Source organism: Synechococcus sp. H55.8 (genome assembly GCF_047462375.1).
Taxonomy (GTDB): Bacteria; Cyanobacteriota; Cyanobacteriia; order Thermostichales; family Thermostichaceae; genus Thermostichus.
On sequence record NZ_JANSJC010000001.1, the window covers coordinates 1 to 25,567 of the forward strand.

Annotated in this window: 25 protein-coding genes; 7 read left to right on the top strand and 18 right to left on the bottom strand. The window is 59.2% G+C overall.

Going from position 1 to position 25,567, the window contains the following annotated elements:
• Nucleotides 1-127: 127 nt before the first annotated feature.
• The 7 genes from NW862_RS00005 to NW862_RS00035 all read right to left on the bottom strand — a co-directional run bounded on the left by NW862_RS00005 (nucleotide 128) and on the right by NW862_RS00035 (nucleotide 6,517).
• Nucleotides 128-493, bottom strand: coding sequence for a hypothetical protein (locus NW862_RS00005; protein ID WP_414333663.1), 366 nt, complete (start codon nucleotides 491-493; stop codon nucleotides 128-130).
• Between the two features lie 38 nt (nucleotides 494-531).
• Nucleotides 532-2,211: a hypothetical protein gene (locus NW862_RS00010; protein WP_414426816.1), complete on the bottom strand. Its 1,680-nt coding sequence runs from the start codon at nucleotides 2,209-2,211 to the stop codon at nucleotides 532-534.
• Nucleotides 2,212-2,361: 150 nt separating this feature from the next.
• Entirely contained in the window at nucleotides 2,362-3,252 is an 891-nt protein-coding gene (locus NW862_RS00015; protein ID WP_414426817.1) for a shikimate dehydrogenase, read from the bottom strand.
• Between the two features lie 36 nt (nucleotides 3,253-3,288).
• Nucleotides 3,289-3,783 carry a hypothetical protein gene (locus NW862_RS00020; RefSeq protein ID WP_414348767.1) on the bottom strand — a complete coding sequence of 165 codons (495 nt, stop codon included), beginning with the start codon at nucleotides 3,781-3,783 and terminating at the stop codon, nucleotides 3,289-3,291.
• Between the two features lie 71 nt (nucleotides 3,784-3,854).
• Nucleotides 3,855-5,087 (bottom strand): response regulator, encoded by a 1,233-nt coding sequence (locus NW862_RS00025; protein WP_414333669.1) that lies wholly within the window; start codon nucleotides 5,085-5,087, stop codon nucleotides 3,855-3,857.
• A gap of 341 nt (nucleotides 5,088-5,428) precedes the next feature.
• Nucleotides 5,429-6,070 carry an SIMPL domain-containing protein gene (locus NW862_RS00030; protein ID WP_414333671.1) on the bottom strand — a complete coding sequence of 214 codons (642 nt, stop codon included), beginning with the start codon at nucleotides 6,068-6,070 and terminating at the stop codon, nucleotides 5,429-5,431.
• A 135-nt stretch (nucleotides 6,071-6,205) separates the two neighbouring features.
• Nucleotides 6,206-6,517 (bottom strand): hypothetical protein, encoded by a 312-nt coding sequence (locus NW862_RS00035; protein WP_414333673.1) that lies wholly within the window; start codon nucleotides 6,515-6,517, stop codon nucleotides 6,206-6,208.
• A 187-nt stretch (nucleotides 6,518-6,704) separates the two neighbouring features.
• Here NW862_RS00035 and NW862_RS00040 point away from each other — a divergent pair, with 187 nt between their 5' ends.
• The 3 genes from NW862_RS00040 to NW862_RS00050 all read left to right on the top strand — a co-directional run bounded on the left by NW862_RS00040 (nucleotide 6,705) and on the right by NW862_RS00050 (nucleotide 8,662).
• Nucleotides 6,705-6,980 (top strand): DUF4404 family protein, encoded by a 276-nt coding sequence (locus tag NW862_RS00040; protein WP_414333675.1) that lies wholly within the window; start codon nucleotides 6,705-6,707, stop codon nucleotides 6,978-6,980.
• A 71-nt stretch (nucleotides 6,981-7,051) separates the two neighbouring features.
• Nucleotides 7,052-8,362 carry a glutamate-1-semialdehyde 2,1-aminomutase gene (hemL, locus tag NW862_RS00045; protein WP_414333676.1) on the top strand — a complete coding sequence of 437 codons (1,311 nt, stop codon included), beginning with the start codon at nucleotides 7,052-7,054 and terminating at the stop codon, nucleotides 8,360-8,362.
• Nucleotides 8,363-8,425: 63 nt separating this feature from the next.
• A complete protein-coding gene (locus tag NW862_RS00050; RefSeq protein WP_414333678.1) occupies nucleotides 8,426-8,662 on the top strand; it encodes a hypothetical protein in 237 nt (78 codons plus the stop codon).
• Here the strand turns inward: NW862_RS00050 and NW862_RS00055 are convergent.
• From NW862_RS00055 to murQ, 5 genes are all read right to left on the bottom strand, one after another.
• Nucleotides 8,659-10,059 carry a ferredoxin:protochlorophyllide reductase (ATP-dependent) subunit N gene (locus NW862_RS00055; protein WP_414333679.1) on the bottom strand — a complete coding sequence of 467 codons (1,401 nt, stop codon included), beginning with the start codon at nucleotides 10,057-10,059 and terminating at the stop codon, nucleotides 8,659-8,661. The two genes, NW862_RS00050 and NW862_RS00055, sit on opposite strands and share 4 nt — an antisense overlap.
• Before the next feature lie 29 nt (nucleotides 10,060-10,088).
• The gene (locus NW862_RS00060) at nucleotides 10,089-11,060 is read right to left on the bottom strand and encodes a protochlorophyllide reductase (RefSeq protein WP_414337484.1); all 972 of its coding nucleotides are present in this window, start codon (nucleotides 11,058-11,060) and stop codon (nucleotides 10,089-10,091) included.
• Between the two features lie 158 nt (nucleotides 11,061-11,218).
• The gene (gene bchL / locus NW862_RS00065) at nucleotides 11,219-12,055 is read right to left on the bottom strand and encodes a ferredoxin:protochlorophyllide reductase (ATP-dependent) iron-sulfur ATP-binding protein (RefSeq protein ID WP_414333681.1); all 837 of its coding nucleotides are present in this window, start codon (nucleotides 12,053-12,055) and stop codon (nucleotides 11,219-11,221) included.
• Nucleotides 12,056-12,422: 367 nt separating this feature from the next.
• Nucleotides 12,423-13,709: a recombinase family protein gene (locus NW862_RS00070; protein ID WP_414333683.1), complete on the bottom strand. Its 1,287-nt coding sequence runs from the start codon at nucleotides 13,707-13,709 to the stop codon at nucleotides 12,423-12,425.
• A gap of 21 nt (nucleotides 13,710-13,730) precedes the next feature.
• Entirely contained in the window at nucleotides 13,731-14,660 is a 930-nt protein-coding gene (murQ, locus tag NW862_RS00075) for an N-acetylmuramic acid 6-phosphate etherase (protein ID WP_414333685.1), read from the bottom strand.
• A 155-nt stretch (nucleotides 14,661-14,815) separates the two neighbouring features.
• Between murQ and NW862_RS00080 the strand changes: the two genes are divergently transcribed.
• The 4 genes from NW862_RS00080 (at nucleotide 14,816) to NW862_RS00095 (ending at nucleotide 20,139) form a co-directional block, all read left to right on the top strand.
• On the top strand, nucleotides 14,816-15,451 hold the full coding sequence (locus NW862_RS00080; protein WP_414333687.1) for a hypothetical protein: 636 nt from the start codon (nucleotides 14,816-14,818) through the stop codon (nucleotides 15,449-15,451).
• 52 nt (nucleotides 15,452-15,503) lie between these two features.
• The gene (uvrB, locus tag NW862_RS00085; RefSeq protein WP_414333689.1) at nucleotides 15,504-17,591 is read left to right on the top strand and encodes an excinuclease ABC subunit UvrB; all 2,088 of its coding nucleotides are present in this window, start codon (nucleotides 15,504-15,506) and stop codon (nucleotides 17,589-17,591) included.
• An 82-nt stretch (nucleotides 17,592-17,673) separates the two neighbouring features.
• Nucleotides 17,674-19,530 (top strand): mechanosensitive ion channel family protein, encoded by a 1,857-nt coding sequence (locus tag NW862_RS00090; protein ID WP_414333690.1) that lies wholly within the window; start codon nucleotides 17,674-17,676, stop codon nucleotides 19,528-19,530.
• A gap of 87 nt (nucleotides 19,531-19,617) precedes the next feature.
• Nucleotides 19,618-20,139: a DciA family protein gene (locus NW862_RS00095; RefSeq protein ID WP_414426818.1), complete on the top strand. Its 522-nt coding sequence runs from the start codon at nucleotides 19,618-19,620 to the stop codon at nucleotides 20,137-20,139.
• Nucleotides 20,140-20,369: 230 nt separating this feature from the next.
• Here NW862_RS00095 and pxcA read toward each other — a convergent pair whose 3' ends face one another.
• The 6 genes from pxcA to NW862_RS00125 all read right to left on the bottom strand — a co-directional run bounded on the left by pxcA (nucleotide 20,370) and on the right by NW862_RS00125 (nucleotide 25,526).
• Complete coding sequence (gene pxcA, locus NW862_RS00100; protein ID WP_414333693.1) at nucleotides 20,370-21,755, bottom strand: proton extrusion protein PcxA; 1,386 nt, start codon at nucleotides 21,753-21,755, stop codon at nucleotides 20,370-20,372.
• A 128-nt stretch (nucleotides 21,756-21,883) separates the two neighbouring features.
• Nucleotides 21,884-23,287, bottom strand: coding sequence for a glycosyltransferase (locus tag NW862_RS00105; RefSeq protein WP_414333694.1), 1,404 nt, complete (start codon nucleotides 23,285-23,287; stop codon nucleotides 21,884-21,886).
• Between the two features lie 82 nt (nucleotides 23,288-23,369).
• Nucleotides 23,370-23,486, bottom strand: coding sequence for a photosystem II reaction center X protein (locus NW862_RS00110; RefSeq protein WP_011431389.1), 117 nt, complete (start codon nucleotides 23,484-23,486; stop codon nucleotides 23,370-23,372).
• A 96-nt stretch (nucleotides 23,487-23,582) separates the two neighbouring features.
• Nucleotides 23,583-23,936, bottom strand: coding sequence for a ferredoxin-thioredoxin reductase catalytic domain-containing protein (locus NW862_RS00115; protein ID WP_414333696.1), 354 nt, complete (start codon nucleotides 23,934-23,936; stop codon nucleotides 23,583-23,585).
• Between the two features lie 283 nt (nucleotides 23,937-24,219).
• Nucleotides 24,220-24,624, bottom strand: coding sequence for a universal stress protein (locus NW862_RS00120; protein WP_414333698.1), 405 nt, complete (start codon nucleotides 24,622-24,624; stop codon nucleotides 24,220-24,222).
• 203 nt (nucleotides 24,625-24,827) lie between these two features.
• Nucleotides 24,828-25,526, bottom strand: a complete 699-nt coding sequence (locus NW862_RS00125; RefSeq protein ID WP_414333699.1) for an alpha/beta fold hydrolase — start codon at nucleotides 25,524-25,526, stop codon at nucleotides 24,828-24,830.
• Between the last annotated feature and the right edge of the window lie 41 nt (nucleotides 25,527-25,567).

The following is a 25,567-nucleotide window of genomic DNA, read 5'->3' on the forward strand; positions in this document are numbered from 1 at the left end:
GGGCAGAGGAAGAGACAAAAATCTCGCCGTAAAGCGGATGGGGAAACCCCACCCGCCTGCGCGGTGGGGTAGTTCATGTAACACCGATCCCCATCCCAATACGAAAGGGAACTTGGGGATCAACTGCCTAAGTTTCGACTCTGTGGGCGCGCAAGAGCACGTTGGTTCCCAATCCCTCTTGGGCCATCCAAAAAGCGCAAATCCACCACGAAACCTCGTCTTGGCGATAAATGCCACGGGTGAGGGGATAGGATTGCAAAAGGTCAGCCATCTGCGATAAAGCTGGCACCTCAGCCACATAATTGGCCCACACTTCGGGATCCAGATCCTCGTAAACGTAATCGGACGGGAAATATAGGTGGCTTGCTTCTAGGCCGGGCCGGTCGGTCAGGAGTAGTTGAGCGGGGTCAGAAGACTCACATCCCAAGCGATCCCCGATTTGAAACGTGAGTTGAAACAAGCGGTTAATCAGATCGAATTGTTCGGGGTTCATAATTTCAGAATTCCCAACTTGCGGGTGTGGGGTGAGCATCAGAATTGACAGGTGCGACGGCTGCGCTCCAGCTCCGGCTCGATCCAAGAGAGGGCAAAGTGGCTCACACAAGGCAACTGCGGAAAGCGGCGGGCCAGGGATCCCATCTGGATTTCCAAGCTGGGGCGTTTTCGCTGCGCTTGTCCCCATAGGCCGGCGATGGCCGGGCAGACAAAGGTTTGGGGAGAGGCCACAGCCAGGATTTGCCCCACCTGCTGCACCACACAGGAGCCATCCTCGCACTTGGCATAGGCCATCGGGTGCCACTCCATGTTTGGATCAAAACGATCCCAAGGCTGGAGACGGGCGTCGAACCCTTCTCCCACCGCCTGGTTGCCCTCGGGGAAAAAGACGGCCCCGGTCGGGATCCCAAGGCTTTGGGCCGGTTGGGCAGCTTGCCGCAGGTAATCGAGGATCCCATAGCGGGCAAACTCAACGCTGAGCTGCCAGAGCTGCTCTTGCCAGCGCTCCTGTCGGAGAGCGGCGCTAGGGGTAGGGGTGGGATCCGGCGGCGCTGCTTTTGGACGGGGAGCCGCCAAATTCTCTAAATCCCTATTCCCTGAATCACCTTCTGAATCGGCATGGGTGGAATGCCAATTCTCGCCTGCTTTGCTTTGGGCCATCCCGTCCCCTAGTTCTGGAGAAAGCGGCCGCTCCCTGCTTGCGCTGGGCTTGGGATCCCCTGGCTGGCGCCAGCGGGGCTCTTCGGCATAGGTGGCATCCAGATGGAGAACATCTGCCACAGTAATATAGCCCTGGCTGAGGTAACGCTCCAGCAAGGCTCGGCCCGCCGGGTTTTCTGCCAAATCCAGGTAGGCTTGCCGGGCTGCCTCCCCATGGATCCACAGATCCTGGACGGTGGCTGCCAGGCTGGATCCCCCAGAGCCGCGGGGATAGCGAATGTAGTCGAAGAGGATCCCATCCGGCTGCCGCTGCAGGATGCGGCGGATCAGCTCGGCAAAATCCCGTCGCGCCAGAGGATGAAAGGGATCCACAAACACCTCATCCGGGCTGCCCAAATCTTCTGCAAGGGCTGTCGCTGGATCCAAGACGGTGGTGAGGCCACGGCCGTTGCGGGCCAAGACTGCCTGGCGATCTGGGAGAAGCCCGTAGCTGTAGCCGAAATTGAGGGAAAACACCCAGGCATAGGCCGATAACCCCCGCCGTCGCGCCGCCTTGAGAGCCAGATCCAACAAATCGGCATTGGGCTGCAGGCTGGGCCAGATCCCGCCCGCCCCATCGGGCAGAATGGAGCGGCCATCGTAAAACGTCTCGATAAAAACGCGGTTGTAGCCCAGGTTCACCACCTGGTCAAACACCTGATCCAGTACGCCTGGATTGGCATCACAGGGATGCAAGCGCACCCAAATGGCCTGAATCTGCGGCCAACGGCGGCTGCGGCAGGCAATCAAGGCAGCGCGATGTTCGGCTAAGACTTGGGTGTATTCGGCCCAAGCGGCCTCTGATTGGGTGGCCCGCTGGCGCAGTTGAGCCTTGCGCGCCACTTCCTCAGGGGGTTGCCGGCAGAAGGCATCGAGCTGAAGAGCAGACAGGGATCCTGTCTGTTCCCCGCTGCCCTGAAACCTGGGATCGGAGTCAGGAAAAAGGGAATGGCCAAACCTCGGGAATTGGGCCTGGGCGGCAATTCCGGATCCCAGCCACATCAGTGCGCCGAGCACACCTGCAAGCCATTTCCGCTGCTGCCTTGGCAACCTCAACACCCTTAACCCCACCGAGGATTGCTGTAGCCCTATCTCCCCCTAGAGATCGGCAGGCCCGAGGCAATTGTTCCCGCCCCCAGCCAATTGCGCTCAACTTTGAGAGGAGAGCTAGAGCTTGGGATCCCTTGCCCTATCCGCCTCAATCTGGGCCAACTGCTGCCGGGCCGCCTGCCGCATCACCTCCACCGGCACAGGCTTGCCCCCCAGCCAGAGGGAGAGGGCCTTGGCCCCCTGGTGGATCAGCATCTCCAGGCCACTGATGGGGGTGTGGCCTAACGCTGCGGCCATACGCAGCAGGGGAGTGGGATCCGGTACATAGATGAGATCGTAGACAACGGCGCCGGCGGGCAGAAGGCGCAGTTGCTCCCGGCTGAGGGGAGACAGCTCAGCAGGGGATCCCGGCTTGTACATGCCCACGGGGGTGGTGTTGACCACAAGGGAAGTCTTGGGCAAGTGGCGCTCCAGCTCGGCCCAGCTCAGCGTTTCCACCTGGGGCCAGGTCTGTTGCAAAGCCCGTAACTTCTCAGGGGATCGCCCGGCCACCCGTACTGGCCCCAACTCCAACTCCAAACAGCCCTGGATGGCCGCCCGCGCCGCCCCGCCACAGCCCAGGATCAGGGTCGGGATCCCCTTTTCCAGGCCCAGCAAAGGCTGAACAAAGCCGTCGATATCGGTGTTGGTGCCGCCCCAGCCTCCCTCCGGCAAGGCGTAGACCGTGTTTACTGCTCCCACCTTTGCCGCCCGCGCTTCCACCTGGCTGAGCAAAGGCAGAATCGCCTGCTTGTGGGGAATGGTGACGTTAAACCCCCGCACCCCGATGGCCGCCAGCCCGGCCACCGCCACTGCCAGGCGCTCTGCCGCCACCGGAAAGGGCACGTAGCAGTAGTCTTCTCCCATGGCCGCCAAGGCAGCGTTGTGCATCGCCGGGGATAGGCTGTGGGCCACCGGATCCCCGATCAGGCCCAGCAATTGCGTACTTCCCGAAATCCGCCTGTCCACCCCAGCTCCTAAGGGATCCCTGCCCTGTAGCTCCGACTAGTTAGACTCCGACTCCACCCGATCTAAAGTTTGCCGGTAGCGCTGCCGCCAACTGGCCAGGGATTCTTCCGAAATGTGGTCGATTAAATTGCTCATCTCGCCCAGGATCTGGTAGACGCGGTCAAAGCTTTGGCGGGTGCGCTCTTCTTGATCTGGCTGGCGCACCTGCACCAGGTACAGGCTCATCTTGATGGTTTGCAACCGGTTTTTGCCCAGATCCTCCAGCATTTCCCGAATTTGCCCGATCGCCTCCTGCCGCACCCGGCGTTGCCGCCGCCGCAACAGCCAGAACAGGATGCCGTGGATAACTCCCACCACGGTGGCGCTGACCGCCGTTGCCGTCGCCGCGGAAAGAGCGCTGCGGCTGGCCACCCAGCCGCTGAGTAGGATTACGCCTATCCCCACCGCCGTCAGGATCAGCTCGATGTTGTTGAGAAACCACCTTCTTGCTGGCTTCCAGATGGCGGATTGGCTCCGACTAGAATTGAACATGGCTGTTCTTCCCACCTCCCACCTGCCTATTCTGCTGCGGCCAACCCACCGCCGGATTCTGGGGATCGGACTTACCGGCGCAGTCGCCATCCTCCGCGGCCCAGTTGACGCTTCAGACGCCGCCGCGGTTTCCGCCGGCGGATCCCCAAGGGCTGCTGAGAGCGGGATCCAGCTTCAAACCGCTCAGCCCTAGGCTCCCGCACCCCTTGGCTGAGATCCTGGTTGTGTTGCCGCAACTCCTCGAGCTGCCTGAGGCGAGTTTCCAGCTCTTGGCGTAGCTCGGCATTCTCTTTTTCTAGATGTTGCAAACGCTTCAGCAGCTCTGAGGACGCCGTCCCGCTACTGCAATCGGAAACCGGGATGGGATGGGGTGCAGTCACCACCGAAGTGTGGACATTTTTGCTGTCTCGCAGGGCTTGGGCAGCCCGTCGCACCAGGGCCACCCCCTTGGGATCGTCCTTATCTGTGAGGGTGGCCGCCCCAAATTGAAGCTGCACCGGCAGCGCTCGCCCATTCACCACAAAGGGATCCTGGATCAACCGCTGGCAGCAGCGCTCGGCGGCAATCTGGGCAGCAGCCAGAGTGCTCCCCGGCAGCACCACAATAAACTGCCCCTCGTCGTAGCAAAAGAGGTCATCCCCCTCTCGCAAGTTGTGGGCCAAGCGATCCGTAAACAGCTTGAGAAGAGCAGCCCGACCGCCGGCCTCTAGGCCTTGCCCCAGAGCACTGAGGTTGGCCAAGCGCAGCACAAACAAACTGAGGGGATCTGATTGGGCACGGGCTTGGGCCACCCGCAACGGCAAGCGAGTAACCAAATCCTGCCGATTGCCCAAAGCAACCGAGCCAGAAGGAGATGAGACTTGTTTTTGTCCAGTCTGGAGCAGATATTGCTGGCGGCGGCTCTCCACAATGCGCAGCCCTGCCCGCACCCGCGTCAGCAGCTCTGCCGCCTGAAAGGGCTTGGAGAGGAACTCATCGGCTCCGGCTTCTAACGCCCGCTCCATGTTGTCGTTGCCCTCGCGGGCGGTCATGAGGATGTAGTACACCCAAGCATATTCGGGTGATTGCCGTAGCTGCCGGCATAGATCCAGGCCATTTAGATTGGGCATGACCCAGTCGGCGATGATGAGATCTGGGATCCGGCGGCGGATTTGCTCCAGGGCAGACAAGCCATCCAAAGCATAAGAAATACTACAGCCCTGCTTACCCAAAAAGTTGGACAACATCTCTGCCACCATGTAACTGTCATCCACGATCAGCACATGGGCCCGCAAGCTGCTGGCTCCGCCTTTGCTAGCGCCCAAGCCCGCCTGAGGGCCTTCAGACGTACCAGTGGCAGCAGCGTTCTCCAAATTGGGATCCACGGGTAAGCCAAAGCCAGATGACAAGGAAATCCGGGAAAGCAAACTTTCCCGTGTTTTCCATGTTTTCCATCATTATTCTAGACGTAGGGATTGGCAGCCACTACCTAACTTTGCCGGGTTATTTTTTTGAGATTTTTGAAGTTTCGCAGTCATTCTAAACGCGAGGAAGATGCTTCTGGGCGTTCCCCGCTACTGCTCCTCACGCCCCCAGGGGGAATCCTCCTCTGCCCCAGGGAGAGGGAAGGCAGGGTTCGCCGTGACTTCATGGCCACCCCAGGAACCTAGAAACGAATCTCGAGCGTGACTTGGGCGCGCACGGCTTGTTGTCCTCCTTCCACCGGTGTGGAAGCTGCTTCTAGGCGGGCATAGTCTGCTTGAGCAGCCAAAGGAACTGGCGGCGCGATGGAGCCCTCGCTGTGAATTTGGATGCCCTCCACAGAACGAATGCTCAGGTTCAAGGCCCTCAACACATCGCTGGCTTGACGTTGGGCATCTTCCACGGCCTGGGTCAGGGCACGGCTGCGCGCCTGCAGCAAGGTGGCCTCATCCGCTCGGAAGCTGACCGATTCCACCTGGGTAGCTCCGGCGGCCACGGCTTCATCCAGCACCTGTCCGGCTCGGGCTATGGGTACTTCAAATTGCAGGCTGTTTTGCCCCTGTACCCCGGTCAGGCGGGGTGGGCTCTGCTGGTAGTCGTATTGGGGATAGAGGGAAATGCCGGTGGTCTGCAGGGCGCTCACCTGCAGCTCTTTGAGGCGGTTCACCAGCCGCTCCGAGCGCTCGGCCACCTGCTGCTGGACCGCTTGGGCTGTCTCCCCTTGGAGCACCACCCCCAGCCGGATTACCGCAATGGAGGTTTCCACCGCAACAGATCCCTGGCCGGTTACCGTCAAGGTTCGGGATCCCTCACCGGGACTGGCCATTGCCCCGCCTCCAGCGATTGCGTTCCAACCCAACAGTGCCAGCGCCAGTACCACGCCCAGCCAGGCCACCCCCTTCAGCCTTTTCCACCCCTTGAGCCTGTCCATTGCTTCCCCCTTTCAGTCGTTAACCCCAGCCTACTCCCACCGTTCCTCTAGCTGATCTGACAAAAGCCCCAGCCACCAGTTCCCTAACCTCACCCAGCCGCTGCGTTCTTGCCCCCCCGGATTGCGTATCCGCACATAAAACACGCGTTGATACTTGGAAGTGCTGCCGGAAAAAGGCCCCAGCCGCCAATACCGCGCCTCCTGGCTCAGAATGGAGTAGCCATGCTTTGCCGCCCACCGCTGCAGCAGCTCCTGGCTGCGTCTTTGTTCCCAGACAAAAATTCCCAGGAACAGGGCAACGGCAACCACTGCCCCCAGCAGGGCCAATGCCAGCTCAGACATAGGGATAGACAGCAAGGCTATTGCCCATCGTATGGGAGTTGCTCCAAGGCTGGGATCCCCGGCTGCAAAAGTTAACCTTTGCCGCCTCAGCCGCTTCCAAAAGAGCGATCTCCGCTCCTGTATGATCGAGTCAGCGTGGTCAAAACTCGATTTATTGATTGAGTGAATTGATAAGGTCTTTTTGAGAATGGCTGCATCGAAACTGCGACAACTGCTGCACGACCTGGATGTTGAGCTGCAAAAAACCCCTGGCTTGGATGAAAAGCAGCGACAGCACATCGCCACCATTCGCCAAGAGGTGGAAGCGGTGCTGGCCGAGCTGGGATCCCCGAGTGAGAGCAAGCAAAATCAAGGGCGTAGAGATCGCATTGGGGAGGCGCTGGGCCTGTTCGAGACCTCGCATCCCAACCTCACCCTGATCCTGGAGCAAGTGATCGACACGCTGGCAGGGATGGGTTTGTAGTTTATGAGGAGGGCTCACCAGCAAGCTCCTCTGCCTGCTAGCCTTGGTAATGCGTTGAATAGCTCCTGTTTATGACCGGCACTCTCCATCCCACCTCGTTTAACATCACCCGCTCCCAACAGATTTTTGCCCGAGCAAAAGGGCTCATGCCCGGCGGGGTCAGTTCCCCGGTGCGCGCCTTCAAGTCGGTGGGCGGGGATCCCGTCGTGTTTGACCGCGTCTCAGGAGCCTACGCCTGGGATGTGGACGGCAACCAGTACATCGACTACATCGGCAGTTGGGGGCCGGCGATTGTCGGCCACGCCCATCCCGAGGTGATCGAGGCTCTGCACCGAGCTTTGGAGAAAGGCACCAGCTTTGGCGCCCCTTGCGTTTTGGAAAACGAGCTGGCCGAGCGGGTGATCGAGGCGGTGCCCAGCGTGGAGATGGTGCGCTTTGTTAACTCCGGCACCGAAGCTTGCATGGCGGCGCTGCGCCTGATGCGGGCCTACACGGGGCGGGAAAAGGTGATCAAGTTCGAGGGCTGCTACCACGGCCATGCGGACATGTTTTTGGTCAAGGCCGGCTCAGGGGTGGCCACGCTGGGCCTGCCGGATTCGCCGGGGGTACCTAAGGCCGCTACCAGTGCCACGCTGACCGCCCCCTACAACGATCTAGAGGCAGTCAAGGCTCTGTTTGAGCAGCATCCCGACTCCATTGCGGGCGTGATCCTAGAGCCGGTGGTGGGCAATGCCGGCTTCATTCCGCCGCAGCCGGGCTTTTTGGAGGGTTTGCGGGAGCTGACGCAGAAGTATGGCGCCCTGCTGGTGTTTGACGAGGTGATGACCGGCTTTCGCATCAGCTACGGCGGTGTGCAGGCCAAGTTTGGTGTCATCCCCGATTTAACCACCCTGGGCAAGGTAATCGGCGGCGGCCTGCCGGTGGGGGCCTACGGCGGTCGGCGGGAGATTATGGAAATGGTGGCGCCGGCGGGGCCGATGTACCAGGCGGGCACCCTCTCCGGCAACCCGCTGGCCATGACGGCCGGGATCCACACCCTCGATATTTTGCGTCGCCCCGGTACCTATGAGTATCTGGAGCGGATTACCGAGAAGCTGGCGACGGGGCTGCTGCAGATTGCGCAAGAGACCGGGCACGAGATGTGTGGGGGCCATTTGCCCGGCATGTTCGGCTTCTTCTTCACGGCTGGCCCAGTGCGCAACTACGAGGAGGCCAAGCGCTCGGACTTGCAAAAGTTTGCCCGCTTCCACCGCGGCATGCTGGAGCGGGGGGTGTATCTGGCGCCCTCGCAATTCGAGGCCGGCTTCACTTCCTTGGCCCACACCGAAGCCGATGTGGAGAGAACCCTCGAGGCGGCGCGAGAGGTGCTGCGCACGCTCTAGGGTTTCTTCTCCCCTCTCCCCTTGGGAGAGGGGTTGGGGGTGAGGGTGATCTGCACTGGGATCATGGCCGAGCACATCCACCGCAACTGGCGCATCACCACCCAAACCACCGACAAGGGGTTCATTTTTTGCTGTCAGCGGCTACGTCAGGATGGCTCGGTGGAGTTTGCCGCCCCAGCCTACGGCTACTTCCACAATGAGGCCGAGGCAATTTTGGCCGGCATGGTCTGGATCGACCGGCAGCAACTGCCGGATCACCTGGATGGCCTGCTCTTCGACAACGAGGAGCCAGAAAGTTAGCTCAGGGCTTTTTCCCCCACCAACTGTTCCCAGCCCAAGCCTTTGAGGGCGGCGTTGCGCCGCAGTGGGCGGGTGACCAGCTCCAGCAGCGCCTGGGTGTTGCCGAAGCCGTGGATCTGGGCAAAGGTAAACTCCACCGACCACTTGGTGGTGACGCCGCGGGCTTCGAGGGGGTTGGCGTGGGCCATGCCCGTGATTACCAGATCCGGCTGCAGGGCTTTGATGCGCTGCAGTTGGTTGTAGTTATCCGGCTTCTCGACAATGGTGGGCTTGGGCACCCCCATCTCCTCGCAGGTGCGCTCCAGGAGGGCCAGCTCGGCGGCCTGGTAGCGCTTGTCGAGGTAAGGGATCCCGATTTCCTGCACCGTCATACCGCAGCGCACCAGGAAGCGGGCCAGGGAGATCTCCAGCAGGTTATCCCCCATGAAGAAGACGCTCTTGCCCCGCAGCAGGCCCAGGTACTCCTGAACCTGGGGGTGACGCCACACTTCCCCTTCCCGCTCTGCCAGGCCTTGAGTCGGGATCCCCAGCTCGCCGGCGATGGCCTCGATCCAGGCGCGGGTGCCATCCGGCCCGATGGGAAAAGGAGCGGTGATGAGCTTGGCCTTTTTGCGGCGCACCAGCGTGGTGGCGGTGCGGCTGAGGAAAGGATTTACCCCCACCACATAGGTGCCCGGCTCGATGGCCGGCAGCTCCTCGTAGCGCTTGGCCGGCAGCCAGCCGGAGACGCGGATCCCGTACTTTTTCAGCTCCAGGGTGAGTTGGGTTACCACCGGATCCGGCACGGAGCCGAAGATCACCAAGGGGGGATGTTTGGGGAAGCCTTCTTCCTCTTTCTTTTTGCCGGGGCGCAGCCCGTAGAAAAGAGCCTGCAGGCCACCCCGCGTCTCCCGCTCTTCTTCCTGCACCTGCTCCGGGCAGCGCTGGGCCATAGAGGCCAAAACCGTGTCTTCCCCCTGGGTAAAGGCGTAGTCGAGGCCATTGGCCCGCGCCACCACAATCGGGATCCCGATCTCCCCTTCCAGCTTCTGGGCTAGGCCCTCCAGATCCATCTTGATGATCTCGGTGGTGCAGGTGCCGATCCAGACGATGACGCTGGGATTGCGATCCCGCTGGATTTGCAGGCACAGCCGCTTCAGCTCCTCGTAGTCGTTGAGCTTGGCGCTGATGTCCCCCTCTTCCAGCTCGGCCATGGCATAGCGCGGCTCGGCAAAGATCATCACCCCCATGGCATTTTGCAAAAAGTAGCCACAGGTTTTGGTGCCGATCACCAAAAAGAAGCTGTCTTCAATTTTGGGGTAGAGCCAAGCCACGCAACTAATCGGGCAGAAGGTGTGGTAGTTGCCGGTCTCGCATTGAAAGTGGAGGGTATTGGAAGCATCCACAGCAGCAGTCATCGTCGGCTCCTAGAAAAGGGTTTGTCAAGCTAGGGGGCGACCAATTGGGGCACGCCCACCAATTTCTCGCTCAGATCCCAGAGCAGCTTGGCCTTGGCCGCATCCCCCGCCTCGTCCGAGACTTCTTGGTTAAAGGGCTTGGCATTTTTCCGTTGCCGGTTGCCCCAGCTCCAGTAGAATCCCGACTGGCGAAACTCCGGATCCGCCACCACCTGGGCCACCCGCTCGCCGGCCAGCTCTTGGGAGACGTAGCCGCCGGTGATGTTTTTCTGAAACCAGGGGAACAGCTTTTGGAAGAGGGGATAGTGATGGCGGAAGAGGGCTGTTTCCGCCACACAGCCCGGGTAGAGGGAGAGAAACGTGATGCCGGTGCTCTCGTGGAAGCGGCGGTGCAGCTCCCGCATGGTGAGGATGTTGCAAACTTTGCTGTCTTTGTAGGCTTTGACGGGATCGAACTTGCCGCCATCGGCCATGCTGATCGGTTCCTTGAAGCCCTGGGCAAAGCCCCGCAGATCCCCCAGGTGGGGTTGGGGTGGGATCTTGCCCCCCAGCTCCTTGGGGTTGTGGGTAACCGTGCCCAGGATCACCAGCCGCCGATCCGGATAGGTGGAGCGCTTCAGATCCTCCAGCATCAGGTGGCAGAGCAGGAAGTGCCCCAGATGGTTGGTGGCCATGGTCAGCTCATAGCCCTCCGGGCTGCGCAAGGGCTGCTTAAGCAAGGGCATGTAGATGGCGGCGTTGCACACCAGGGCATCCAGAGAGCGGCCCGACTGGCGAAATTGTTCGACAAATTGCCGCACACTGGCCAAGCTGGCCAGATCGATCGGCATCAGGGTGTAGCTGGGGATCCCCACCTGCTGAGCCATCCGCTGGCCTTTGTCCAGATCCCGACAGGCCATCACCACGTGCCAGCCCCGCTTGGCCAAAGCCAAAGCTGCGTACAGGCCAACGCCCGAAGAGGCTCCAGTAATCACCACGGTGGGTTGCACTTGTGCTTGCATATCCAACTCCTCTGCCATGTCCTCAAGATGGATCTCCTGCACAATCCATCTTGGGGCGGAAAGCGGGCCAGACAACGAATTGATAAGGTTTGCGACGGTTTTCCGAAACAATTGCTTCACTTTTAGACACACCGGCAAGCTGGCAGGTTTGGGATCCCTTACACCAGCGCCGGCTCCCGTGCCGGGGCGTTGTAAAAGTCCGACAGCAGGGCAAACAGCTCCCGATCCTCAGCAGGCCGGGGCACGATCCCTTCCGGGCGGGCCAGCAGCTCGTCGGCGATGTTCAGGTAGTACTGGCAGACGGGCTCCAGGCTGGGATCCGTCTCTGCCATCTCGAAGAGGGTTTTGCCCTTGACCCGCGAAATGCGAATGTCCTCGACCAGTGGCAGCACCTCGAGCACAGGCATGGGCACTGCCGAGACGTATTGGTCGATGAGATCCCGCTTGCTGGTGCGGTTGCCGATTAGGCCGGCCAGGCGCAGCTTGCGGGTTTTGGCTTTTTCTCGCACCGAGGCGGCAATGCGATTGGCGGCAAACAGGGCGTCAAAGCCGTTGTCAGTAACGATCACACAGTAGTCGGCGTAGTTGAGGGGGGCAGCAAAGCCGCCGCACACCACGTCCCCCAGCACGTCGAAGAGGATGACGTCGTACTCGTCAAAGGCGTTCAGCTCCTTCAGGAGTTTGACGGTTTCTCCCACCACATAGCCGCCACAGCCGGCCCCTGCCGGCGGCCCTCCCGCCTCGACGCAATCTACGCCGCCGTAGCCGCGGTAGATCACATCCTCGGGGTAGATGTCTTCGTAGTGGTAGCCCTTGGCTTCCAGGGTATCGATGATCGTGGGGATGAGAAAACCAGTCAGGGTGAAGGTGCTGTCGTGCTTGGGGTCACAGCCAATTTGCAACACCTTCTTGCCCCGCCGGGCCAAGGCCACCGAGAGGTTGCAACTGGTGGTGGACTTGCCGATCCCACCCTTCCCGTAAACTGCCAACTTCACAGCACGTTCCTCCACAAGCCTGACAAGGGCCATTATCGGCAGCTAACCCACTCCCTGAGAAGTGTTGAGAAGAATTAAGGCAAGCCTAAAACAAGTTAAAGCAATTTCTTAAATCGCCAGACGGACAAATCCTCGCCCAAAAGATTCTTCGAGCCGATTTTTGGCTTTTTTCCAGCTTTTGTTTTTTGTTTTTTCGTAAAAGCAGATCAAAAACAAATCATTCATCTCTCCCTGGCTTTGACAAGCGCTGCTCCCGTCAACTCGCTGGAGACTGCCGGCGGGATCCCTTTTCCCGCTTTGAGGGAGAGTCTCAAGAATGGTCTCAATGGCCAGAGGAGACGCGGAATCCCCAACTTCAAAAGGGATCTCAGGGATCGAAGGCAAAGGCAATCTGCACGGCCCCTGTAGAATCCACCTCAACCCTGCGCAGGAATTCCCGCAGGTAGGCGCGGCGCTCGCTCTCGCTGAGGTCTTGCCAGAAGGGCAGGATGGAGAGAGTTTGGGCGATCTGGAGGAAGTTGGCAGGAGGGAGCTGTTCCAGCTTTTGGGCCAAACGGGCCGTTTCCGCCCGCAGTTGGTAGCAGCGCTGGGCCAGGGAGGGCTCATCCATCAGTCCAGATTGCTGCAGCTCCTCCAGTTGCCGCAGCCGCTCGCTGTTGGCCTGGATCTGGGCTTGGAGCTGTTGGCGGGTTTGGTCCAGGGCCTGCCGATCCAGGTTTTGGGCACGGTGGGGGAGCTGCTCGCAGACCTGGCGGATCACCTCCTGCAGGACTTGGGCGTAGTGGAGGCTGTAGCGACAGGTTTGGCAACGCAGGTAGAGGTAGGAGGAGCCGTTCCTCTTGGCCTTGCCGGGGGTGGTTTGCACGATGCGCAGAAGGCTGCCACAGGTACGGCAATGGACTAGGCCGGCCAGGGCGCGGGGGGCGCTGGCGCTGCGGCGTGGGATCCTTTGGTTGCGTTTGAGCCAGCGATCGATCTGGGCCGCTTCCGTGCGGCTGAGGAGGGCGGGGTGGGTATCGCGCAGAACGGTGCCGTCGGCATAGGCCAGATCCCCGCGATAGACCGGGTTGAGCAGCCAGTTGCGCCCCGTGGCCACCGAAATGCGCTTGTGGTGTTTTTCTTCCAAAAAGCGCACCGCTTGGCGCAGGGATCCGTAGAGAAGAAAGTGCTGGAAAAAATCCTGAACAACAGGGGCCTGGCGGCGCTCCAGCACATAGCGCTCCCCCTCGCGGCGATAGCCAAAGGGAGCCGGGCCGGGGGGAGGTTTGCCCGCCAGACGGTTGCGGGCTTGGCTGTGGCAGAGGCGGCGGCTTTGCAATTGATGGGGGATCTCGGCCAGCAGCGGGATCCAGTCGGCAGCCTCGCTGGGGGTGTGCAAGCCGGATTGGGTCGCCAGGCTCAGTTGGATCCCCGCCTGTTGGATCTGCAACAGCCGTTGGTGGACTTCCTCCGCCCGCTCCCCCAGATCCGCCAGGCGCAGCAGCAGCACCTGCTGCACCGATCCGGCGGCGATGTCCTGCAACAGCTCCTCCAGATAAGTTCGGGATCCCCAATCGTGCAGGATGGGATCGGCTCCTTGTGCCTTCAGCCAGGCCAACTCCTGCTCCGGCAAGGGGGCGTGGGCAGGTGTGTAGAGGTAGCCGTAAACGCTCATGGACAAGCAACCAAGCTGTGGTCACCGCTGCCGCGCCCGAGCGGAATCGAGCACCTGGCGAATGCTGCCCTGGGCCTGCTGCAATTGCCGACGGGCCTCCTGAACAGAGCACCCCATCAAGGTCACAAGGATCGCCGTTTTGACTTCTCCATCACAAGTCTGCAGCACTTGGGCAGCCGTGGTGGGATCCAGATCGCAAGCCAGGGCTACAATTCGCTCCGCCCGCTGTTTGAGCTTGGCGTTGCCGGCCTGCAGATCTACCATTAGGTTGCCATAGGTCTTGCCCAGGCGGATCATCACTCCGGTGGAGAGGGTGTTCAACACCAGCTTTTGGGCTGTGCCGGCTTTCATGCGGGTGGATCCGAGGATCACCTCCGGCCCCACCAAAGGGGCGATGGCAATCTCCACCTGCTCGGTCAGGGGGGAAGGACGGTTGCAGGCCAGGCCAATCGTGAGCGCCCCAATGCTTCTGGCGGCTTGGATCCCACCCAGCACATAGGGGGTACGACCGCTGGCGGCAATTCCCACAACACTATCTTGAGCTTGGAGATGGAGACTCTCCAGAGCGCGGGCAGCGGCTTCGGCGTCGTCCTCTGCGCCCTCTACCGCCTGGGTCAGAGCCCTTTCCCCCCCGGCGATCAAAGCCACCACCTGTGTGGGGGCAGTGCCGAAGGTGGGCGGGCATTCAGCCGCATCCAATACTCCCAGGCGCCCCGAAGTTCCCGCCCCAATATAGATCAGCCGCCCGCCACGCCCCATCCGCTCGGCAATGGCATCGATGGCTTGGGCGATCGGCTCTGCTTGGTCAGCCACCGCTGCCGGCACCCGCCGATCTTCGGCGTTGATCCGTCTCACCAGTTCCAAGGTGCTGAGGCGGTCAATCTCGGCTGTGGCCAGGTTGGGGCTTTCGGTCAGGGATCCCGGATCCCAGGAGAAATAGGAGGAGGGCATAGCAGCGGCTGTTCAGGTGAGAGGGATCTGTCTTCGCCGGTTCTGGGTTTTGTCCTCTTGGATTCTATCGGTGGCGAGGCGCGGGGTTGAGCCTCTTTCCCTCAGCTCAATGCTAGAGTGAACCCAGCCGAGAAACTGCACGTTCCCGGATCCCTATGCCAAAAGTGCCTGTGCTGAAGCCGGATCAGGCTTACACCTTCAGCAGCTATTTTGATCTTCCCTTTGAACCGGAAGATGTGTTGGCCGAGTTTGGCTATACCTTTACACGACGAAAGATTACCTGGCCAACTCTGGAACGACTGCCCAATGGCGCAGACTTGAGACTCAGCCTAGAGCAGCTTTTACCCTACATTAGCTTAAAAAGTGAAGCAGCTCGTCGAGAAATCCTGATTGCCCCACTTTTACTGAAGGTAGTACAGTATACCCAAGCGCAAATGCGGATCGAATATGCAATTCAAGTCAGCGAGAAGCTTAAAGGTACCCTGGACTACTATCTCTATACAGACCGCTCTTTGCTGGTTGTCGAGGCCAAAAAAGCCGACCTTACTCAAGGCTTAACCCAATTATCTGTAGAGATGATTGCCCTGGATCAGTGGCTCGGCGACGGCCAAGCTGTCCTTACGGGAGCCATCACCTCTGGGGAGCTGTGGCAATTCGCCCTGCTGGATAGACCAAACAAAGGTATCTACCTGGATCCCTATACTTACCCCTATCCCGACGAAGTAGACCGGATCTTATCGATCTGTATAGCTGCGCTGAAATCTGCGGATTTGGAGCGCAGTATTCCCTAGATTTAGATTCGACTTGGAACTTTCGGCTCAGGATCATCAGAAAATTAAACTTATGTCAGCGTTTCAACTGGTTTCTCCTTATCAACCCATGGGGGATCAACCCAAGGCGATTGCCGGCTTGGTGAAGTCAATTTCAGAGGGCCATCGCTTTCAAACCCTGCTGGGGGCCACCGGAACCGGTAAAACGTTTACCGTTGCCCACACCATCCAGCAGGTCGGCAGGCCCACCTTGGTGATGGCCCATAACAAAACGCTGGCGGCGCAACTGTGCAACGAGCTCAGGGAGCTTTTTCCTTACAACGCCGTCGAATATTTTATTAGCTATTATGACTATTATCAACCGGAAGCCTATGTGCCCAGCACCGATACTTACATCGCCAAATCTTCTTCCATCAACGATGAGATCGACATGTTGCGGCACTCCGCCACCCGCTCTTTATTTGAACGGCGAGATGTTATTGTCGTCGCTTCTGTAAGCTGCATCTACGGCTTGGGCATGCCGGAGGAATACCTGAAGGCCTCCATCCCTCTCAAAGTCGGCCAGGAGATCAACCAACGGGAGATCTTGCGGGAGCTGGCCGGCATCCAGTACGAGCGCAACGATTTGGAGCTGGCACGGGGACGATTTCGCGTCAAAGGCGATGTGCTGGAAATTGTGCCGGCGTATGAAGATCGGGTGATCCGCATTGAATTTTTTGGCGATGAGATCGAGGCCATTCGCCTGATTGATCCGGTTACAGGTGAGATTTTGACCAGCCTCAGCGCCCTCAGAGTTTACCCGGCTCGCCACTTTGTGACACCAGAAGAACAATTGGAGCGGGCAATCCTCGACATTGAGCAGGAGCTGGAGAAGCAACTGGCCCTTTTCCGCAAAGAGGGCAAGCTATTGGAAGCCCAACGGCTAGAACAGCGCACCCGCTACGACCTGGAGATGCTGCGGGAGGTGGGCTATTGCAACGGCATCGAAAACTACTCCCGGCACTTGACGGGGCGCAAAGAAGGGGAGCCGCCTGCCTGTTTGGTGGATTATTTCAAGGCCAACGATTGGCTCCTGGTGGTGGACGAATCCCACGTTACCGTGCCCCAAATTCGCGGCATGTACAACGGCGACCGTGCCCGCAAACAGGTGCTGGTGGATCACGGCTTTCGCCTGCCCAGTGCCCTCGACAATCGCCCCCTCAAAGCCGAGGAGTTTTGGGCCAAAGTCCACCAGTGCATCTTCGTTTCCGCCACGCCCGGCAACTGGGAACTGGAGCAGAGCGGAGCCCAATTTCAAACCCTGGTGGAAGATGGCAAGGCCATAAAGTTTTATCTGCCGGGCAGCGGTCGGGTTGTGGAGCAAGTCATCCGGCCCACGGGGGTGGTGGATCCTGAAGTGCATGTGCGCCCCACGGCTGGGCAAGTGGACGATTTGCTGGCAGAAATTTATCTGCGATTGGAGCGCTCCCAGCGGGGGCCTGCCGAACGGGTGATCGTGACCACTCTCACCAAACGCATGGCCGAAGATCTCACCGAATACCTTCAGGAACGCGGGATCCGGGTTCGCTATTTGCATTCCGAGATTAGCTCAATTGAGCGAATTGAAATTTTGCAAGATTTTCGCGAAGGAGCCTTTGACGTACTGGTGGGGGTTAATCTGTTGCGGGAAGGGTTAGACTTGCCGGAAGTCTCCTTGGTGGCCATTTTGGATGCGGATAAAGAGGGATTTTTGCGGGCGGAGCGATCCCTGATTCAGATGATCGGGCGAGCAGCGCGCAATGTCCGTGGCACGGTGGTGATGTACGCCGATACCCTGACCGGCAGCATGGCCCGGGCCATCGCCGAAACCCAGCGCCGCCGCGAAATTCAACTGCAATACAACCGCCAACACAACATCACCCCTAAGCCCATTGTCAAGAAAAACAGCAACGCCATCTTGTCTTTTTTGGCCATCTCCCGCAAACTCAGCGACCAAGATCTGGAAAAGGCCTTTCAAGCTACAGACGAGATCCCTCTGTCGGAGATCCCGGAGCTGATCGGCCAACTGGAACTCAAGATGAAAGCAGCCGCCAAAAACCTGGAATTTGAAGAAGCTGCGCAACTGCGAGACCAAATTAAAAAGCTGCGCCAACGCCTTTTGGGCCACCATCAGAGCACTTAAAGTCCTCACTTGGGTTGGCCAAAATCGGGATTTGCTTGTGCCACCATAGGCTTACAGCAGCATCCTAGGGATCCCCGAGACAATGGGCGTTCGTGTCCAACGAGCCATTCGAGACTCTGTCCTGCTGAAGGGAGCGGCCCTGGCGATGGGGCTGATAGCTGGGATCGGCCTCTGGCTCCTGCCTGCTCCGGTCTCCAAGGCTGCTGGGATCCCGGTGGCTCAGGCCCTTGAATTTCGGGATCCCGGCTTTTTCCAGACCGGCCCCACCCCTGCCGAAGTGCCAACTCCTGAGGGATCCCCCTCCCCGACCCCTAGCCCAACTGGGATCCCCTTTACCGGCCAAGAGGGCACAGAAGTCTTGGTGGGGAACATCCCGGTGTTTCGCCTGCAGACGGCAGAGTACCCCAGCGATGTGCGGGCCGACAACGTGCGGGCGATCATTGAGCGCTTTCTGGCGGAGGGCCAGTTGCCGCAGCCGGAGGTGCGGGTGGACCAGGATGCCAACGGGCAATACATCTTACGTCTGGGAGAAAGGGGCCGCTTTGAGGCCACCCAGCGGTATCTGTTTACCGTCACCTATGCCGATGCCGCCGCCGAGCGCAGGGTGCCGCTGGGCCAGGTGGGCCTCAACGACGTGCGCCTGGTGGCCAACACTTGGGCGCGACGGCTGGAACAAGCCATTGCCGAGTACCGGCAGGATCGGCTGGATCTGCAGCGGGCGCAGGATCCGCGCGTGCTGGTGTTCACCATCCTGGCCGGTCTGGCCACATTGGCGCTGGGGTTCTTTCTCTGGCGGCTGTTCGACCGCAGCCTAGTTCGCCTGCAGAGGTGGCTGGAGCTCCAGGCCGGCCCGGCCTGGGGAACCTGGATCGACATTGGGGGAGTGCTCCTGCGAGGCGTGGGGGCAATTCTCATTGCCGGCATCTCCCTGGATCGCGGCATCAGCTTCATACCCGCCCTGCGACCGTTTCAGCGCGCTTTTTACCTGGGCTTGGGGCGGGTGGTGGCCACGGCGTTGGGCGTCCTCACCCAACCGCTGCCCAATTCCAGCGTCTCCATTGCCAGCTTACTGGTCTTCTTTGTGCTGGCCGTTTTGGTCTTCACCGTTGCCCACTACGTCAGCGTTGGCTTTAAGCAGCGGTTTCTGAGCCGGCTGGGACTGGATCTGGGCACCCAGGAGTCTACAACGGCCATCTTCAAGTACATCCTCACGCTGTTCGGGATCCTCTTGGTCTTGCCCTTCAGCGGCCTGAATCTGGGATCCCTGGCGGTGATTGCCGGGGCGGTGGGTTTGGGGATCGGCTTTGGCCTGCAAAACCTCTCCAACAACTACATCAGCTACATCGCTATTTTGCTGGAGCGCCCCATCCAAATCGGGGATCTGGTGGAAGTGGACAACCTGCTCGGCACCGTGGAGCGCATCGGCCCGCGGGCCACCGTCCTGCGCACTTTGGATCGCATCTTTGTGATTGTGCCCAACTCCCGCTTCACCGAGTCAAAGGTGGTGAACTGGAGCTACCGGGATCCCCGCTGTCGCATTCACATTCCCGTCGGCGTGGCCTATGGCTCCGATACGGCCCTGGTTACCGAAGCTCTGCTCAGCGCTGCCAAAGAAAATGCTCGGGTGTTGAGCAGCCCCGCCCCCCAAGTCTGGCTCAAGTCTTTTGGCCCCTCTTCCCTCAACTTTGAGCTGCTGGTGTGGATCAACCGTCCCCAGGATCAATTTGTCTTGATCAGCGAGCTGAACTTCGCCATCGAAGCGGAGTTTCGGCGGCGTGGGATCCGCATTCCTTTCCCGCAGCAGGATATTCACATTCGCAGCCTGGAGGGACTTGTCAGCCTCAATGGCGGCTCCCGTTCCCTGCCCGATGCCGCTTCCATCCAGTCCGCCCTCAGCGAAGCGGCAAAATCGCTGGAAGACCAAAACGGCGTTTCCTGAGCTATCCCTATCGACACCATGCTGCGACGGTTAGATGAGGCACTGGGTAGCTTTGGCAGCCATCCGTGTTGGGCTGAACTGAAGCAAATGCAGCTCCTAAGGCAGCTTTGGCCGGAAGTGGTGGGAGAGGCGGTAGCAGCGCAAACCCATCCCCTCAACGTGCGCCGCCAGGTGCTGCAGGTAGCCACCTCTACCCCGTCCTGGGCGCAAAACTTAACCTTACAACGCCAACTCATTCTCAGAAAACTCAACAGCCGCCTGCATCCCCCCCTCAGCGACATTCGCTTTAGCCCCGGCGCTTGGCACGAGGGATCCAACCCGGTCGCTCCCCACCCTGATGCGGAGTTGACCAGCAAGTTTTATGGCCCCCCCCGCCTCGCTGCCCAAGATGGACAACGCCCTGGATCTTGCCGCAACGCTCCCCCCAAACAGCCCATCTCGGATCCGAAAGTGGCTTTCGAGCGCTGGGCGAGAGTGGTCAAACAACGGCAGACCCAGCAAAACCTACTCCCTTGCCCCACCTGTGGCTGCCCTACCCCTGCCGCCGAACTGGAGCGTTGGTTTGTCTGCGGGTTTTGCCATCGCCAGTCCTTGCGCCTGCGCAGCTAACTCAGAGAACTCAAATTAGGGCTGTTTCCAACGGCAACGAAACGACTCGTTAGGCCGATCCCCAGCTCCCCTCTCCCTCTGGGAGAGGGGCTGGGGGTGAGGGCAACTCCCTCTGGGAGAGGGGCCGGGGGTGGTCGCGTGAGCGGCGCGGAGCGCTTGGGCACCTCTGGGAGAGGGGCTGGGGGTGAGGGCAGCGGCCCAGATTCTCCAATGAAGGCAACTGCGAACCCTCAATCGTTCATGGCATGGTAGGTGGCCACCGCCGACGGCGATACGCGGTTCAAGTAACGGAAGATCCAGTACTTAAAGAGCGTATCCAGAAAAACGGGAAAAGTGGCAATAAAGCCGTAGATGAAATTGCGGTTTTCGGGCAGGCCCAGGTGGGCAGCTAAGCTACCCAGAAGCACCTCCCAACCGTGGGGTGAGTGATAACCCACAAAGACATCGGTAAAAAGAATAATAATGAAAGCCTTAGCACTGTCACTGAGGCCATAGATCAGGCGATCCAAAAAAGACTTAAGAACCTCAATTTCTTCGCGCCCGATAAAGATCAGCCAACCAAATACCGCCAGCGATAGCAAGTCGGCAAAGACGTTCTTCAGGCCTTCCAAATTCTTGCGACCGTATTTTTGCAGCAACTCCTCGGCCTTCCTGGACAGTTGGTCTTCTGATTCTAGGTTGGGCTCTGAAGATTGGTGGTGTAAAGCCTGCTCAAACTCTATTTTTTCCTTGAAAAACTCAAACTCGGAGAGAGCTTTCTCTTGAAATTCGTAGCTTAGGGCTACGAGGGTGGGTTCCTGCGGCTGCAGGCGATCCACCAACGGTCCGAACAGGAATTGTTTCGAGAAAATCTGGACAAGCAGCGGCAAAATGGCCAACAACAACAAAAACCGAACTGAGACCAGCGTGCGCGTGCGAGACTCACGGTACTCCTCGATCAGCTCCTCTTCTGCTTGCGAACTCAGCTCACGGCGGATCTGGTTGGCCGTGCGCAGAATAGAGCGGGGCAAGATGGCGGCTTTAGAGGCAGCCGGAGCAGCGCTGCTGTCGGCGTTGGTCTTAACAGGACTCGGCTTGGCAGGCTCTTCAGAAGCAGGGGGACGGGTTGAGATCAGTGGTTCAGGCTGGTGGGGAAGCTTGGGTGGGGCGGCAGGGCGCTTGTATCGCGAGGTCACCTGATCGATAAACTCCAGCTTTTCCAAAATCGAGGGATCCGGACTTTGCCGGCCATTTGCAGCATCTTGGTCCTTGTTCTCGGAAGAGCCGACCTCGGCAGCGGGATCTTTTTGAGCGCTTGGATCTTTGCCGGGATCTTTATCGGCAGAGAAGCGAGGGCCACTGCCATTTTGCGCGGGATCCGGCAGGCGAGAAAAGACGCTGCTGGCCCTGAACTCCGCTAAACTAAGATCGATCTGGCGCAATTCCTGGCGCAATTGGATCTGAAAGTAGCGGCTGGTGTTTTGGCCGTGGGTTCCGTTGTTGCCGATGGGCTCTCCCTGAAAGTAGCGGTCTTCGATGGCTTTAATGCGCAGGGCAGCATCATAAGCTCGATCAAGGGAACGTAGGGGAGTATTCGAGATCCAGTGCCCAATTCTGCTCAATATGGATTCCCCCATTGCTTCTTTCCTGCGGTGCTTCTTTGTGGGGCCGATCCACCCAGTTCATTGATAGCCAACTATTGTAACAATCTCCAGGGGGGCGGGGTGACCCACCTTCTGGAAACTTGAGGGCCATTGGCGTTGCCTCAGGATCCCTTGAAGCGCTTGAGGGCAAAAGCGCAGATCTGCAGCAGCCGCAGCCCATCCCGCACGTGTTGGATGTTGGAGCGGCCATAGGTTCTGGGAAAATAGCGCACGGGGATGTCCAGGATCTTGAGGGTGCGCTTGGCCGCCCCCAGCAACAGGTCGAAATCCCCAAACGGGTCAAAATCCCCCCACTCTTGCCGCAGCTTGACAATCTGCCAATAGTCCTCTCGCCACAGGGCCTTGGTGCCGCAGAGGGAATCTTTGATGCGGATGCCGAGAATGTGGGAGAGGAGAGCGGCAAAAAAACGATTGGCCCACTGGTTAAGGCGCGGCATTGCTTCTGGTTTCAGGGGATAGACCAGGCGGCAGCCGTTGGCAAAGTCGCACCGCCCAGAGGCCACCGCCCGGAAAAACTTGGGGAGGTCTTCCGCCTGGACGGTCAAGTCGGCGTCGAGAATGATCAGTACATCGCCACTGGCTGCGGCAAACCCCTTGCGCACTGCATCTCCCTTGCCCTTGCCCTCTTGCTGGAGAGCTTGGATAGTGCGGATCCCCTGGTATTCGGCCTGAACCCGCTGGATCTCGGCCCAAGTGTCGTCGCTGGAATGCCCCTCCACAAAAATGATCTCAGTTCGGGATCCCATCTCGGGCAACTGCTCCACACAGCGGCGGATGTTGCCCGCCTCGTTGCGGGCCGGGATCACCACCGTGCAAGAAGGTTGCTCCTCAGGGGGGGGATCCCAGGCGGGATCGGGCTGGAGGCGGGCAATCGTATATTCGGTCAGGCAGAGGGCGTTGATCCCAGGCAAGGGGGCAATGAAGTGGTTGATCAACGTCGAGAGCAATGGGATCCGCCGCGGCAGCAACAGCCGCTTGCCCTGCTGAATGACCTCGTACCCCGCCAGGTGCAGCAGATTGGCCACATCACCAGCCGAGAGCCAGTTGGCTGCCGGCAGAGGCATGCGCTGCTTGAGGACAGTCGCCAGGCCCAGCAGCGGCTCCCAGAGGGGGTTGTGGTGGGAGAGGATCAGCCGGGTACGCGGCGTACAAAAACGGCGCAACTGCTGGAGAACCTGCTGAATATCGGCCAGGTAGCCCAGGGTATTGACGAGCAAAATAACATCAAAAGGCCCCGCCAAGACCGGATCCCTTTCGTCTAGCCGGTGGGCATCCTGCACCCGGAAGTGGAGATGGGGAAACTGAAACTGAGCTTGGGCAACGATCTCCGCGTCCCAGTCGATCCCCACGCCAAAACCGGGCTGCAAAGCGTTGAGCAGGGATCCGGTGCCGGAGCCGATTTCGAGAATGCGCAGTCCTGGAGGAACGAAGAAGCGGTGCAGCCGCTCTAGATCCTCGTGGTAGTAGCGGTTTTTTTGCCGCCAGTAGTGCAGAGGGTGGGTCAACGCTCCCAGGATGTCGCCAGATCAGCTTTTGATCATAAGGGGTTGTGAGCGATCCGCAGACAAGCCCTGGCAAGCAGGAGACTCAGCGACGACGCACCCTATCTCTTTGGCTGACGAAGACGATGGCGCCGAAGAGAAGCCCTAGCACCACTGCGCCGTACACCAAGCTCCAGAGAAAGTTAGCAAGTGAGGGAGTCATAAAAAGAGTTTCCTCCTCCTGCGACTATCGACTACCCAACTATTTCCCGATTATACCGGTCTTTGTCGCTCAACCCAGAGACAGACCCATTGCCAACTATTTGGCCTGGTACTCTAGGGGCACCTCCTCTAGGGTTTGGCTGGTGCCGGCAAAGGGGTTGTCTGGGGTTAAAAAGAGCATACAGTGGCATTCTTTTCGCTCCCGCATGGGTACACAGGGACAATTCCAATAGCCGGCTTTTGCTTCTGCCTCTTTGTCTTCATAAAAACGACAGGGACATAGCGGGGCGCCCAATTGCTCTTTGTGTAGAGCCAAGCCCTCGATCACCGCGGTCGTAATCGAAGGATCGGAGCAGAAAAAAGTGTCAGTGCGTTTGGCGTAGGTTTCTGCGAAGTGCCGCATCACCTCAAAGCTTTTCTGCGAGGACTTGTTATAACCACGACTTTCCATGACGATTCTCGGAAGGGAACTGACCGGCTGTTGCTAACAATGAGGCTCACAGCTTCTTCCGGCGACACTTTCTGAAGTCAATACAGATGTGCGCATACCGGGATCTGATCCTGCAGACCGCCCACAAAGTCGGACAAAGCTGCATCTCGCTCTTCGTTGTACTGCAAACTCTCAGATAAGCCAAAGAATAATAGCCTTGCTGTTACACAAGGCAACATTTAGACTGGGCAAGAGCCCCCCTTGAAGTACTCTCCAGGATAACACTTGCCGGGATCCTTGCCCCTCAGGGCACCACCAGCACCGGGCAAGGGGCGAGGTCGATCACCCGGTGGCTGACGGAGTTGTTCCGCCCCTCCGCAGACAAGCTGAGGCCACGGGATCCCATCACGATCAGGCTGATCTCCAGCTCGTCTGCCACATCGCAGATCACAAAGGGCACTTTTCCCTCGCGATACTCGCTCTTGACGCTGCTGATGCCAATTTGCTGTAGGCCCAGCTCCGTCTGTTTGAGCAGGTTCTGGATGTTCTGCCGGGCTTGTTCTGCCCGCTCCGCGTCCAGCTCCGCAGCATCCAGAACCGAGAGCAGGTACACCTGACTTTTGTAGCGCTGCGCTATGTCTGCCACTAAGGGCAAGGCGTGGCTGGTCTCACGCGAGTTGTCGATGGGAAAGAGCAGTTTGTCGAACATAGTCGCGGATCCCACAGTCAAGCCCATTCCCTATCCAAGTCGGGGGGCCGGCCTCATTCTATCAATTTTACCGGCAGCTCAATGGCCTCCTTCCACCCCTGCCCGTTTTTCTGTTGTGAGGGGCTCGACCTGGGCGGCAAACGGAGCTCCTCCAGTGTTTGAATGAGCGGCCATGTCCATCATCCCGCGAAGATCCAGCCGCCTTAGGCCATGCTGGGCTGAAGTTTGCGCAGTTCCTGCCAAAAATCCATGATTTTCAGATTGACCAAACTTGGAAAAGAATAGTGAAAAAAGTGTCGCCCTCCAGGGCAAAGCCACATTTGATCCCCCGGCTTTAAGTGGTTTTTCCACTTCTCGAGCGCAGCAGGATCCACAATGGGGTCATCCTTGCTGGCGCAAACCAACATCGGCACCGAAACTTTCCGAGCTGGAATCGCTATCACCTGAAATAGGGAGTGAGGTATGGGGGAAGTATCTAAGTCTTTAGCCAGAGCATAGGAGAGTGAGCGCGCTCGCCACTGTTCTGAAGTGGGCAGAAGGCTCTGGGCTATACGCACCAGGAGCTGTTCTCGGCTACAGAAAAACATTTTTCGTTGCAGGTAGAAATGGGCGTGCCAGGTAGCGGCAGGCTGATCGGACACTGCCAGCAGGGTCAGAGACCGTACCCGTTGGGGATAGTGGCACGCGAAAAGATAGGCGACCACCCCGCTCAAGCCATGGCCGATGAGGTGCACCGGTCGATCCCAAGCCTTCAGGTATTCGTATAGTAGCGTCACGACTGTCTCTAAACTACAGGGCTCATCCTGGGTTTGGTGATACTCCCAGTAGGCCACACGGAAACATTTTCCCAGGGATCCCAGCAAAGGCCGGTCGAAAAGCTTGAGACTGGGAGAAACACCCAAATAAAGTGCCTCAAAAGAGAGCGCGGAAGCGGAACCTAAAC

Excerpts from the sequence above, each read along its gene's own strand:
- hemL (WP_414333676.1), top strand. The coding sequence starts at position 7,052 with ATGACCGGCACTCTCCATCCCACCTCGTTTAACATCACCCGCTCCCAA.
- NW862_RS00090 (WP_414333690.1), top strand. The coding sequence starts at position 17,674 with ATGGGCGTTCGTGTCCAACGAGCCATTCGAGACTCTGTCCTGCTGAAG.
- NW862_RS00055 (WP_414333679.1), bottom strand. The coding sequence starts at position 10,059 with ATGACTGCTGCTGTGGATGCTTCCAATACCCTCCACTTTCAATGCGAG.
- NW862_RS00120 (WP_414333698.1), bottom strand. The coding sequence starts at position 24,624 with ATGTTCGACAAACTGCTCTTTCCCATCGACAACTCGCGTGAGACCAGC.
- NW862_RS00030 (WP_414333671.1), bottom strand. The coding sequence starts at position 6,070 with ATGGCCAGTCCCGGTGAGGGATCCCGAACCTTGACGGTAACCGGCCAG.
- NW862_RS00050 (WP_414333678.1), top strand. The coding sequence starts at position 8,426 with ATGGCCGAGCACATCCACCGCAACTGGCGCATCACCACCCAAACCACC.
- NW862_RS00035 (WP_414333673.1), bottom strand. The coding sequence starts at position 6,517 with ATGTCTGAGCTGGCATTGGCCCTGCTGGGGGCAGTGGTTGCCGTTGCC.
- NW862_RS00095 (WP_414426818.1), top strand. The coding sequence starts at position 19,618 with ATGCAGCTCCTAAGGCAGCTTTGGCCGGAAGTGGTGGGAGAGGCGGTA.
- pxcA (WP_414333693.1), bottom strand. The coding sequence starts at position 21,755 with ATGGGGGAATCCATATTGAGCAGAATTGGGCACTGGATCTCGAATACT.
- NW862_RS00110 (WP_011431389.1), bottom strand. The coding sequence starts at position 23,486 with ATGACTCCCTCACTTGCTAACTTTCTCTGGAGCTTGGTGTACGGCGCA.
- NW862_RS00020 (WP_414348767.1), bottom strand. The coding sequence starts at position 3,783 with ATGTTCAATTCTAGTCGGAGCCAATCCGCCATCTGGAAGCCAGCAAGA.
- NW862_RS00005 (WP_414333663.1), bottom strand. The coding sequence starts at position 493 with ATGAACCCCGAACAATTCGATCTGATTAACCGCTTGTTTCAACTCACG.
- NW862_RS00040 (WP_414333675.1), top strand. The coding sequence starts at position 6,705 with ATGGCTGCATCGAAACTGCGACAACTGCTGCACGACCTGGATGTTGAG.
- murQ (WP_414333685.1), bottom strand. The coding sequence starts at position 14,660 with ATGCCCTCCTCCTATTTCTCCTGGGATCCGGGATCCCTGACCGAAAGC.
- NW862_RS00115 (WP_414333696.1), bottom strand. The coding sequence starts at position 23,936 with ATGGAAAGTCGTGGTTATAACAAGTCCTCGCAGAAAAGCTTTGAGGTG.
- NW862_RS00070 (WP_414333683.1), bottom strand. The coding sequence starts at position 13,709 with ATGAGCGTTTACGGCTACCTCTACACACCTGCCCACGCCCCCTTGCCG.
- uvrB (WP_414333689.1), top strand. The coding sequence starts at position 15,504 with ATGTCAGCGTTTCAACTGGTTTCTCCTTATCAACCCATGGGGGATCAA.
- NW862_RS00080 (WP_414333687.1), top strand. The coding sequence starts at position 14,816 with ATGCCAAAAGTGCCTGTGCTGAAGCCGGATCAGGCTTACACCTTCAGC.
- NW862_RS00060 (WP_414337484.1), bottom strand. The coding sequence starts at position 11,060 with ATGCAAGCACAAGTGCAACCCACCGTGGTGATTACTGGAGCCTCTTCG.